Annotated in this window: 10 protein-coding genes; 1 reads left to right on the top strand and 9 read right to left on the bottom strand. The window is 37.0% G+C overall.

Annotation, left to right across the window (positions count from 1 at the left end; genetic code table 11):
* Positions 1 to 62: 62 nt before the first annotated feature.
* From lpdA to MHH73_RS14840, 5 genes are all read right to left on the bottom strand, one after another.
* The gene (gene lpdA / locus MHH73_RS14820; protein ID WP_191810640.1) at positions 63 to 1,481 is read right to left on the bottom strand and encodes a dihydrolipoyl dehydrogenase; all 1,419 of its coding nucleotides are present in this window, start codon (positions 1,479 to 1,481) and stop codon (positions 63 to 65) included.
* A 22-nt stretch (positions 1,482 to 1,503) separates the two neighbouring features.
* Positions 1,504 to 2,592 (bottom strand): butyrate kinase, encoded by a 1,089-nt coding sequence (gene buk / locus MHH73_RS14825; RefSeq protein ID WP_225230430.1) that lies wholly within the window; start codon positions 2,590 to 2,592, stop codon positions 1,504 to 1,506.
* A 113-nt stretch (positions 2,593 to 2,705) separates the two neighbouring features.
* Positions 2,706 to 3,803 (bottom strand): branched-chain amino acid dehydrogenase, encoded by a 1,098-nt coding sequence (gene bcd / locus MHH73_RS14830; protein WP_191810638.1) that lies wholly within the window; start codon positions 3,801 to 3,803, stop codon positions 2,706 to 2,708.
* Positions 3,804 to 3,840: 37 nt separating this feature from the next.
* The gene (yqiS, locus tag MHH73_RS14835; protein WP_191810636.1) at positions 3,841 to 4,743 is read right to left on the bottom strand and encodes a phosphate butyryltransferase; all 903 of its coding nucleotides are present in this window, start codon (positions 4,741 to 4,743) and stop codon (positions 3,841 to 3,843) included.
* A 157-nt stretch (positions 4,744 to 4,900) separates the two neighbouring features.
* On the bottom strand, positions 4,901 to 6,970 hold the full coding sequence (locus MHH73_RS14840) for a sigma 54-interacting transcriptional regulator (RefSeq protein WP_341067809.1): 2,070 nt from the start codon (positions 6,968 to 6,970) through the stop codon (positions 4,901 to 4,903).
* 214 nt (positions 6,971 to 7,184) lie between these two features.
* Between MHH73_RS14840 and MHH73_RS14845 the strand changes: the two genes are divergently transcribed.
* Entirely contained in the window at positions 7,185 to 7,424 is a 240-nt protein-coding gene (locus MHH73_RS14845; protein WP_191810632.1) for a DUF2627 domain-containing protein, read from the top strand.
* A gap of 78 nt (positions 7,425 to 7,502) precedes the next feature.
* On the opposite strand, the gene spo0A is transcribed toward MHH73_RS14845, so the two are convergent.
* The 4 genes from spo0A to ahrC all read right to left on the bottom strand — a co-directional run bounded on the left by spo0A (position 7,503) and on the right by ahrC (position 12,191).
* Positions 7,503 to 8,297 carry a sporulation transcription factor Spo0A gene (gene spo0A / locus MHH73_RS14850; protein ID WP_191810594.1) on the bottom strand — a complete coding sequence of 265 codons (795 nt, stop codon included), beginning with the start codon at positions 8,295 to 8,297 and terminating at the stop codon, positions 7,503 to 7,505.
* Between the two features lie 335 nt (positions 8,298 to 8,632).
* On the bottom strand, positions 8,633 to 9,922 hold the full coding sequence (gene spoIVB / locus MHH73_RS14855; RefSeq protein ID WP_191810593.1) for a SpoIVB peptidase: 1,290 nt from the start codon (positions 9,920 to 9,922) through the stop codon (positions 8,633 to 8,635).
* A gap of 113 nt (positions 9,923 to 10,035) precedes the next feature.
* Positions 10,036 to 11,724, bottom strand: a complete 1,689-nt coding sequence (recN, locus tag MHH73_RS14860) for a DNA repair protein RecN (RefSeq protein WP_191810591.1) — start codon at positions 11,722 to 11,724, stop codon at positions 10,036 to 10,038.
* Between the two features lie 17 nt (positions 11,725 to 11,741).
* Complete coding sequence (gene ahrC / locus MHH73_RS14865; RefSeq protein WP_095372619.1) at positions 11,742 to 12,191, bottom strand: transcriptional regulator AhrC/ArgR; 450 nt, start codon at positions 12,189 to 12,191, stop codon at positions 11,742 to 11,744.
* Positions 12,192 to 12,436: the final 245 nt, after the last annotated feature.

Genomic DNA, 12,436 nt, shown 5'->3' on the forward strand with positions numbered 1-12,436 from the left:
AAAGTAGGCTTCTAGATATTTTAAAAACAAATCTAGAAGTCCACTTTTATTACCCGAAACGCTTATCCGTGAATCGCTTTTCCGTCTACTGCTAATGCAGCTTCTCCGATTGCTTCAGATAAAGTTGGGTGAGGGTGAATCGTATGTGCTACTTCCCATGGTGTAGCATCTAATACTTTTGCAAGACCTGCTTCTGTAATCATATCTGTCACATGTGGTCCAATCATGTGAACACCTAAAATGTCATCTGTTTCTTCATCAGCAACAATTTTCACGAATCCATCAGACTCACCAAATACAAGTGCTTTACCAATAGCACGGAACATGAATTTACCGACTTTTACTTTATAGCCTTGTTCCTTCGCTTGGTCTTCTGTGATACCTACACTTGCAGCTTCTGGTGAAGAATAGATACATTTAGAGACAAGATCATAATCCATTGGCTCTGGATTTTGGTCTGCAATATGCTCTACTGCATGAATTCCTTCGTGTGAAGCAACATGTGCAAGTTGAAGGCCACCAATTACATCACCAATTGCATAAATATGTGATTCTTTTGTTTGGTAATGTTCGTTTACAACGATGCTACCTTTTTCTACTTGGATATCTGTGTTCTCAAGGCCAATACCTTCAGTGTTCGCTTGGCGCCCAACAGAAACTAGCAGTTTTTCTGCTGAGAATTCTTGTGTTTCGCCTTTTACTTCAGCAGAAACCGTTACTCCACCATCTTGTTTCAATGTTTCAGGAAGTACTTTCGCTTTTGTAACGATATTCACACCACGTTTTTTAAGTAGGCGTTGCATTTCCTTACTTACATCCTTATCTTCGGTAGGGATAATACGGTCAGCAAATTCTAAAACAGTTACTTCAGCACCGAAATCTGCAAGCATAGACGCCCACTCAATACCGATTACTCCGCCACCTACGATAATAATTGATTTAGGGATTTCTTCCATAGATAATGCTTCATCAGAAGTCATCACATTACCGCCAACTTCTAGACCTGGTAATGTTCTTGGGCGAGAACCTGTTGCCACAATTACATTTTTAGGGACAAGCATTTCATTCTCATCACCATTGTTCATTTCAACAGAAATCGTTCCTGCTGTAGGTGAGAAGATAGATGGTCCTAGTATACGTCCGAAACCATCGTAAACATCAATTTTCCCTTGTTTCATTAAATGTTGAACACCTTTGTGCAATTGATCAACAATTTTACCTTTTCTTTCTTGCACTTTTGCAAAGTTTACTGATACATCACCAGTAGAAATACCGAACTCATCACTATTTTTTGCAGTCGCATACACTTCTGCACTTCTTAGTAATGCTTTACTTGGGATACAACCTTTATGAAGGCAAGTCCCACCAAGATTTCCTTTTTCTACTAACGCTGTTTTAAGACCAAGCTGAGAAGCACGAATAGCAGCTACATAACCACCTGTACCTCCGCCAAGAATGACTAAATCATATTCTTGTGCCATTAATAAACCCTCCTATTACTACTTACTTAACCGTTGTTGTATTTAATTCATCAATCGAGTAATTCTTAGCTTCTTCTTCGCCACGAAGAACACGTAGTGCACCTTCTGCAAGTGCTTGAAGCTCATCTTCACCAGGTTCAATGATGACATCTGCAATCCAGTTAACATAGCTTGAAATATCATTTACAAATGCTTTCCCATAAGCTAGTCCACCTGTTAAAATGATCGCGTCTACTTTACCTTTTAGTACCGCACTTGCTGTACCAATTTCTTTAGCAATTTGGTAACCCATTGCATCGTAAACAAGCTTCGCTTTCTCATCGCCAGCTTCAATCATTTTTTCAACTTTCACAGCATCGTTTGTCCCAAGGTAGCCAACAAGACCGCCTTCACCAACTAGCATACTCATGATTTCTTCACGGTAATATTCACCAGAGAAACACATATCAATAAGGTCACCAGCTGGAACTGTTCCTGCACGCTCTGGACTGAATGGTCCTTCACCGTGAAGTGCATTATTCACATCAATGACACGACCTTTTTCATGTGCACCAACAGAAACACCGCCACCCATATGCGTAACAATTAAGTTTAGGTCTTCGTATTTTTTACCTAATTTTTTTGATACTCTTCTTGCTACTGCTTTTTGATTTAATGCATGGAATATGCTTGTTTTATCAATTTGTGGGAAACCAGTAACGCGGGCGATCGGAGCTAATTCATCAACGACAACCGGATCGACAATAAAGGAAGGTATATTTAGACCTGAAGCAATTTCGTAAGCCAAAATCCCACCTAAATTGGATGCGTGCTGACCAGCATAACCAACTTTTAAGTCCTCAATCATTTCTTTGTTAACCGCATAAGTACCACCAGGAATTGGACGAAGAAGTCCTCCACGACCGACAACTGCGCTTAGTTTTGAAATGTTAATTCCTTCAGCATCTAATGTTTCTAAAATAGCGTTTTTACGGAACTCATATTGATCGAAAATTGTTTTAAACTTTTTAATCTCGTCTGTATCATGTCTTAATGTTTTTTCAAACACTGAGCTATCATTATCGAAAACACCGATCTTCGTAGAAGTAGATCCTGGGTTGATGACGAGCATTCTCTTGATTTGATCTTGCACAACTGACCCTCCATTATTTATCCTATTTTGACATTACATAAGGAAGTAGCTCGCGCCGACTTGGGCGCTCGCCACTTCAATATGAACCATTATTACTTGCGGCGGCTTAAGATGTGATGACCATTTTGAAGGAATGTGCTACGAGATTGTTTCATTGTCGCAATTCTTTCTTCTGCCATACGGTCAGCAGCTTTATAAGTTGGAATATTTTCTTCTTTAGAAATTTGCATAATACGGTCAATTGTATCGTATAGACCTTCAACTTTTTTCATAGCACGTTCAGCATTGTAACCATAAAGTTCGTCAGCAACGTTAATTACACCACCAGCATTGATTACATAGTCAGGAGCGTATACAATACCCATTTCGTGGATTTGATCACCGTGACGTTCTTCTTTTAATTGGTTGTTAGCAGAACCTGCGATAACTTTTGCTTTAAGTTGTGGAATTGTATCATCGTTTACAGTTGCACCTAATGCACATGGAGCATAGATATCACATTCAACACCATAAATGTCATTAATTCCTACTGCTTCTGCACCGAAATCATCAACTGCACGTTGAACAGCTTCTTCGTTAATATCCGTTACGATTAATTTTGCTCCTTCTTCATGAAGGTGTTTACATAAGTGATAAGCAACGTTACCTACACCTTGAACAGCAATTGTTTTACCTTCAAGAGAATCAGTTCCGAATGCTGCTTTTGCTGCTGCTTTCATACCAACGTATACACCGTAAGCAGTTACAGGAGACGGGTTACCAGAAGAACCGAATGCTGGAGAAATACCAGTTACATAATCAGTTTCTTCATGGATAAGGTCCATATCAGCCACAGTTGTACCTACATCCTCTGCAGTGATATAACGTCCGTTAAGTCCTTGAATATAACGTCCGAAAGCACGGAATAATGCTTCATTTTTATCTTTTTTAGGATCGCCGATGATAACTGTTTTACCACCACCAAGGTTAAGTCCAGCTGCAGCATTTTTATAAGTCATACCTTTTGCAAGACGAAGTGCATCTTCAATTGCCGCTTCTTCTGACTCATAAGTCCACATACGCGTTCCACCTAGTGCAGGCCCTAAAGTTGTATCATGAATAGCGATGATTGCTTTTAATCCTGATTCTTTATCTTGGCAAATAACGACTTGTTCGTAATCATATTTCTCTAGATATTTAAAAATTTCCATGGTTGTAAATCCTCCTTGTTTTTAAAAAGAAAATATATTATTTAGCAGAGCAAATAGCTAAAGCAAGTGAATATAACTTACTTTCTGCTGAGTCTGCTCTGGAAGTTAATACGATTGGTGCTTTTGCACCTGCAATCACTGCACCAACTTTTGCTTGAGCAAAGTAGATCAATGATTTGTATAAAGCATTTCCAACTTCGATAGTAGGGACAAGTAAGATATCTGCTCGTCCAGCAACATCACTTGTAATACCTTTATGCTCGGCAGCTTCAATAGAAACAGCATTATCAAGTGCTAAAGGTCCATCAACGATGCAATCTTTAATTTGACCACGTTGATTCATTTGCGTTAATGCCGCCGCATCTAATGTTGCTTGCATATTTGGGTTTACTACCTCAACCGCAGCAATTGGTGCAACTTTAGGCATTTCTACCCCAATACTCTTAGCGATACCTACTGCATTAGCTGTTATTTGCGCTTTTTGACTCAAATCAGGCGCAATATTCATCGCAGCATCAGTAACAATTGTAAATTTGTCAAAGTTAGGAACTTCAAACACAGCAACATGTGAAAGAACGCTACCAGTTCTTAAGCCATATTCTTTGTTAAGTACGGCTTTTAGAATAACTGCTGTAGGAACATTTCCTTTCATCAGTACGCTTGCTTTTTTTTCTTTGACAGATTTAACCGCCATTTCAGCAGCTAAAGCAGCTGTTTCAGCATGCATAATTGTTAGATGGTCGCTACTAGCGATATCCGCATGGTTGGCATTCAGTATTTGCGTAATCTTTTCAGAGTTACCGAATAACAGAAAGCTTGCCATGTTTTTCTTTAGTGCACCAGCTACAGCTTCTAACACTTCTTCGTCTTCTGCTGCAGCAACTGCAACTACATTGCCTTCATATTGGGTTGCTTTCTCTATAAGCGAATCCAATTTCATCTGTCTCAACCCCTTTACTTCAAAGTGCGTGCAAGTAAAAAATTTTTTTTGCTGCACTCATCTTTTTATTATGCAATTACCGTGCCAAAATTAAAATGCGATGAAAACGCTTTATTAGGAATAAATACACCGTGAAATTTATTGCAAACCATGCAAATTATTGCATGCTTTTATTTTCAATTTGATATTTTTCTAATTTATAGTATAAATTTCTTACCGATAACCCTAAATCCTTGGCAGCTTGTGTCTTATTTCCACCTGCTTGTTTCATTGCTTTCGTAATAATTTCTTTTTCAAAACCTTCTAGCTGCTTTGCTAATGGCTCTCCTTGCTGAATAGATACATGCATTTCAGAATCAGCGAGAACAGGGATATCACTATTCGTTAATGTAGATACATGTTCACTGTCAATATGTGTTTGATAACCCATAAATATAATCGCTCTTCCAATAATATTATCTAATTCACGGACATTACCTGGCCAATCATATGCCATTAAAACCTTCATTGCTTCTTCTGTCACACCTTCTACATTACGGCCATATTCAATATTAATTTTTTCAATTAAGCGATCCACTAATAAAGGGATATCTTCTTTTCTTTTTCTTAAAGACGGAATATGAATTGGCATTCGATTCAAACGGTAGTATAAATCCTCTCTAAATCCGCCGTTCGCAATGGCTTTTTCCAAATTAACATTTGTCGCAGTAATAATTCGGACGTTAATCTGAAGAGGCTTCGTACCACCTACTCGGGTAATCTCTCCTTCTTGTAACACCCTTAATAGTTTAGCCTGTGTGCTGGCAGTTAACTCGCCAATTTCATCCAAAAAGATACTTCCTTTATCCGCTTCTTCAAACAAGCCCCTTTTCCCGCCTCTTTTCGCACCAGAAAAAGCACCCTCCTCATAACCAAATAATTCACTTTCCAATAGTGATTCCGATAAGGCAGCACAGTTTACACGAACAAATTTATTATATTTACGGTCACTTGCATTATGAATGGCATGTGCAAATAATTCTTTACCGGTACCAGACTCGCCCCTAAGCAGTACGGTTGCTGGTGTTTTCGCTCCTAGCTTAGCCTGTTCAATAGCAATTGCCATTTCATCCGACTGACCAATAATATCCTCAAAAGTATACTTAGCTTCTAAATTTCTAATAATTTGTCTCGCTCGGTTTAATTCTCGACTCATACTTTGTAAATCTGAAACGTCATGCAAAACCCCGACGCTTCCTTTTAGAATGCCATCTACAATTACGGGCGCTACATTTACAATGACCTCTTTTTTCTTTGGGCCAACCCGCATTGGCACACCTCTAATGGCTCTGCGTGTTTTTAGTACCTTCATGTGAACACTTTCACCTTCTGAAATATCAGCGGTTGCCGGTTTACCGATCACTTCTTCTTCTGCTAATCCAGTGATTTTTGAATAAGCCGGGTTAATAATTAGGCCTTTCCCATCTTCATCTACAACAGAAATCGCTTCATCGCTTGAATGAATAATCGCTTGAAGCATTGTTTTTAAGTTTTTCAAATCAGTAATTTCTTCTGCTAGATTAACTAATTCCGTAATGTCTTTAAAAATAGATACCGCACCGATTAATTGACCGTTGTCACCGATAACAGGAATTCTCGTTGTAATAATTTTCAACCCACTACCTAAAACAAACTCTTGATTTGTTTCCACTCTTCTTGAATGCAATACTCTCGGCAGTAAGCTTCCATTAATCACTTCCCCAATTTTTTTACCTAGCACTTGTTTTTTATTTAATCCTGTCATTGTTTCAGCACTTTTATTAAAGAGAATAATTTCTTCTTCTGGATTGATGACTATCATGCCATTATCAGTCGTATTAAAAATGAGGTTGAATTTATATGTTTGATTAGAAAGAGCGGATATGAGCTCTTCCTTTTGCTGCAAAAGCTTGGCCATTAAATAAGCAACACTACCAGGGATAAAAATTATTTTTTCTTTTATGGAAGATCTAATTTCTTTACTTACTTCTTCATCTCCTGTTACTTCAATAATAATATCAGCAGATTGTTTAACAATTTGACGCCAATCATAACCTATTTGCACACCATCTTCACTCGCAAGTTTAAGTCCATTTGCATGAGGATTAATGTCAACAACCGCTGTTACTTTTAACATTTCTGTTTCTTTTAATAATCGATAGATAGAGGAGCCGCCTTGACCTGCCCCGATGATAATTACCTTTTGCATACCTTCACCCTACCCTGAATATTCTTTCAAACAAACTATGCAATTTCTTTCATTTATAATGTAACCTTATTTGCACTTGTTGACAAATATCTTATCCTGTTAGTGTAAATATTTATTCACATATGACTTTCAAAGGAAATCTTCCTTTAATAAACGTTTTGTATCATATATAATGAGTTTATTGAATATTTTAGCAGCGGAAGAAAGGAATAATATGATTAGACTAATTGCTTTAATGATACTTGTACTTCCCGGTGTTTTAGCGGTATATGGAATTAAATTAATGAGGGATATGGTATTTGGCATTTTACAAAGCCCTTTTCCTTCTTTACAATTGCAATTTGTGTGTGGATTATTATTTGTAATATTAGGTATTGCCTTTATCGCTGGATTTATTTTACATCGTGATCGCAAACGAAATAAAGTGCAAGATCGTTTTAAAAAAGAATCATAAAAAGCGTCAGCATTTTTCATTATGCTGACGCTTTTTTTGTTTATTCGAGCGAACGATCTGTTCACAAGCCTAGCTTTTTCAAGAAGCCTTATGTTCTAATCTTAACTTGTCTGCCACCATTGCAATAAATTCTGAGTTAGTTGGTTTGGCCTTTGTCATGCTGACGGTATAGCCAAATAAAGATGAGATGGAGTCAATATTCCCTCTGCTCCAAGCCACTTCAATTGCATGACGAATTGCCCTTTCCACCCTGCTAGCCGTTGTATTATACTTCTTGGCAATGTCAGGATACAATACTTTTGTAATCGAACCAAGTAACTCAATATCATTATATACCATAGAAATGGCCTCTCGTAAATATAAGTAACCTTTTATATGAGCAGGCACACCAATTTCATGTATGATACTTGTAATACTGGCATCAAGATTTTTAGGTTTGGCCTCTGCTTGCGAACGGTAATTGGTTGAAGAAGGTGATTTACGTATCATTGGACTTGATTTACCGCTCACTTGGCGAATATGACTAGCCAGATTATCCATGTCAAATGGTTTCAATATAAAATAAGATGCACCAAGATCAACAGCTTTCTTTGTCACGTCTTCTTGACCAAAAGCGGTTAACATAATAACACTAGGAAGAGTTTTCAAGTTAAGTTCTCTCATTTTTTCGAGAACTGCCAGTCCATCAAGATGCGGCATTATGATGTCTAATACAAGCACATCTGTTTCAATTTCATCAAGAATATTTAAACAGTCTTGTCCATTATGCGCCACTCCGACTATTTCCATATCCTCTTGAGATGAAATATACTCTTCAAGCAAAGCTACTAGCTCTCGATTGTCATCAACCACACACACTTTGATTTTTTTCACTAATTTTTTCCTCCTCAACCCATAGTTGAATCTATTTTCTATTTTTTTGTCTCTATTTGCTAAGTGACAATTTCGACAAAGGGGATAAAAATCCTTTACTAAATTTTATTTTTCTTTAAAAAACTAATAAAATCTTAAGTTTTCTTTGTTTTTCTCTATTATTCGACTATAATCGATGTCCTTCTTTTTCATTGTCGAAAAATCTTTGTTTCTTCGTTTATTTTAACATATATTTGTCATGCTTTTCTTCTAGAATCGAAATACATGATTAAAATCCAACATACCAATAACTATTTATGTAAAAACAAAAAAAGCGGGCAAAACCGCTTTTTTGTTTAAGATGCTCGCTCTTCTTGATTTTCGTAAATATTAATTCCCGCCTCATTTAACATCCATTCAATATGCACGCCATACCCACTCGTCGGGTCATTAACAAAAACATGTGTCACCGCTCCTATAACCTTGCCATTTTGAATAATTGGGCTACCACTCATTCCTTGGACAATGCCCCCTGTCTTTTCAAGCAATTCATCATCAGTAACCTTGATGACCATTCCTTTTGTAGCAGGGAATTTTTGTGGAATCGTACTAACAATTTCGATATCAAACAGTTGAACTTTGTCATTTTCAACGACCGTTAGAATTTGTGCTGGCCCTTCCTTCACTTGATGCGAAAGAGCAATTGGCATCGGTTTGTCCATTAGATCATTATTCAATCCACGATTAAGCTTGCCAAAAATTCCAAATGGGCTATTTCGATCAATGTTGCCAATGACTTCTTTTTCATCTTTAAAGCGGGCTAATTTTTCTCCCGGATTCCCATTACTCCCCTTTTCAATGGAAGTGACAGTAGACCGTAATATTTGACCATCATCGACGATTATAGGCCTTTTTGTATCCATATCTGAAATAACATGACCAAGGGCACCATATTTTTTTGACTGGGGATGATAAAAAGTCATCGTGCCTATTCCAGCCGCTGAATCACGTATATATAATCCAAGCTTAAAGTTTGGTTCATTTTTATCTTTCAATGGTAGTAATTCTGTCTCAAATTTCCCTTCATCGCGCGTAACTGATACTTTAAGGGGTTTGCCACTATCTCCGGCTGCTTGAACGAAAGGAGCAACATCAGACATTTTTTCAATTTTCTTACCGTTTATTTTTGTAATAATATCACCTATTTTAATACCTGCCAAATCTCCTGGTGACATCTTTCCATTTATTGTATTTATTTGGTGATGTCCGACCACCAAAACGCCAACTGTATTCAATTTTACACCTATTGATTGCCCACCCGGTATAACTTTAAAGTCCTTTAAAACTTCCACATCTACTTTTTTTATCGGGAAACCAGCCAAATCAAGAAACATTTCGTTCTTGCCCGGTTCATTAGCAGAGAGTGTAATGACTTCTTTATCTTGAACAACCGCCAATTGTTCATCGGGTGTTTTTACTGTTGCATTTACAGTTTCCGCCATATTATACCGTGCTTGATCACCCTCAAATACGGTAAGGTTTATAGGAATGTGAATATACTCTTGAAAAGGTTTAGAAAATCCTATACATATGATTGAAACAAGGAGAATTCCACCAATTATTTTTCTTAATATATCTCTTGTCATTTCAACACTCTCCTCGCTTCTTGTTTCATGGCTACATATATAATTTTGCCTGCTTCAAGAGCAATTATAACTGGCAACTTAATAAAAAAAGCTACCCTCCATTGGATAGCTTTTCATGGTATTTTTACATTTTTGGCAAGACTCAATAGTTCCTTCGCATGCTCCCTTGTCAGTTCAGTCATTTCCACACCAGAGATCATACGACCAATTTCTTTAATCTTTTCCTCTTCATTCAATGGCTTTACAGTTGTTTTTGTACGGCCAGCTTTGAGTGTTTTAGAAATAAATAAATGCGTATCTGCCATTGCAGCCACTTGTGGCAAATGAGAAATGCAAAGAACTTGCGAATCAATTGCTACTTGATGAATTTTTTCGGCAATAGCTTGTGCGACTCTTCCACTTACCCCTGTATCAACTTCATCAAAGATAATCGATGTTACCCCTTGATGTTTAGAAAAGATACTCTTTAAGGCAAGCATAATTCGGGAAAGTTCCCCACCTGAAGCAATTTTTGATAATGGTTTTAACGGTTCTCCCGGATTAGTGGATAAGTAAAATTCGACTGTATCAATACCTTTTTTATGAAAGCTTTCTTTATCCGTAAAAAAATGGACCTCAAATACAGTCTTTTCCATATAAAGTGCTTTTAATTCATGATGAATCATTTTTGTTAATCGTTCTGCTGCATTTCTTCTTAATTTGCTCAATTCCTGTCCTTCGACAAGTAAGTCAGCTTCTAATTCTTTAACCTGCTTTTGCAAATGTTCAATATGTGTTTCCTTGTTGGTTAATGTTTCTATTTCTTCTTCAATCTTTGCTACATACTCTAATATTTCCTCTATAGATGGGCCATATTTTCGTTTGAGCATATTGATTTCATTTAATCGCTCTTCAATTTCATTCAATCGAACAGGATCAAATTCCATAAAATCTAATTTATTCCTTAAAATAGCTACTGTGTCCTCTAGTTGATAAAAACTGTTAGCAACTGCTTCTTGCAACTCAACTAACTCCTCATCCACTTCCGCAGATTGTTGAAGGTGATTCATAGCTAAACTAATCCAATCCAGCCCTTTTTGTTCTCCTTGCAAGGCATTATAGCTAATTTTTACGCCTTCATACATCTTCTCAAAGTTAAGTAAGCGGTTTCTCTCTTCTTGAAGGGCGTCATCTTCATGCAATTTTAAATTAGCGTTTGTTATTTCTTCATATTGAAATTGAATAAGATCCAGTCGATGAGCCATTTGCTGTTCATTTTCTGTTAATGTCTTGATTCTTTTCATTGTTTGCTCGTATTCTCTATAGACATCTTCGTATTCTTGTCTGCTTTTAGCGATTTGGGGGCCACCAAATTGATCTAATAATGGAAGATGCAAATTTTCATTCATTAACTCTTGGTGTTCATGTTGACCGTGTATGTCAATTAAGGTACTGCCTATTTCTCGGAGAATCGAAATAGTTACAAGTTTCCCATTTATACGACAGACACTTTTACCTGATTTGGATATATCTCTCCTTAGAATCAACATGCCCTCATCAATTTCAATACCAAATTCTTGCGCCCGTTTGTAACATGGGTGTTGTTCGTCATCTAATAGGAATAAACCTTCTATCTCGGCTTTCTCTTCCCCGTGTCTTACATATTCTGAAGAACCCCTGCCACCAACGAGCAGATGAACGGCGTCAATAATAATTGATTTCCCTGCCCCTGTTTCTCCTGAAAGAACAGTCAGCCCTTTATTAAAGGCAATGGTGATTGATTCAATAATAGCAAAATTTCTAATTGATATTTCATTTAACACTGACACTTCACCCCAGCTTATAGCATTTCTAAAAACCTTTTGGAGATCACTTCAGCTTCTTCAGGTGTACGACATATAATTAAGCAAGTATCGTCTCCACAAATTGTTCCTAATATTTCATCCCAATCTAGGTTATCCATCAATACCCCTATCGCCATTGCATTTCCGGGTAATACTTTCATTACTAGTAAATGACCGGCAGAATCTAGACGAACAAATGCATCCATTAAATTACGCTTTAGTTTTTGTAAAGGGTTAAATCGTTGATCAGCTGGTAAACTGTACTTATATCTTCCATCCAAAAGTGGAACTTTCACTAAATGCAGTTCTTTAATATCTCGTGAAACTGTTGCTTGCGTTACGTTAAATCCAGCATTTCTTAATTCTTCTACTAGTTCATCTTGGGTTTCAATATCATTGTTCGTTATTAAATCCCTAATCTTAATATGTCGTTGTCCTTTATTCATTCTACTCACCTCTATGAATACAAAGCGTTGCCTAAAACAAGCAACACGATTCTCATTATCTTTTAATTCATATGTTAGCTGATTTTCTCTATATTGTACAATTTATTCTGCATAATTTGTGTTTTTTTGGCAAAAAAGATTGTTCGTAAAGAGAATTTCAGGCAAATACCTTTTATGTCCTATGATGTTTGACACAAAAGAACAGGCCGGAAAATGCTCCCCTAGCCTGCTCTTTTCAGTCTGTT

Source organism: Cytobacillus sp. FSL K6-0265 (genome assembly GCF_038003465.1).
GTDB lineage: Bacteria > Bacillota > Bacilli > Bacillales > Cytobacillaceae > Cytobacillus > Cytobacillus stercorigallinarum.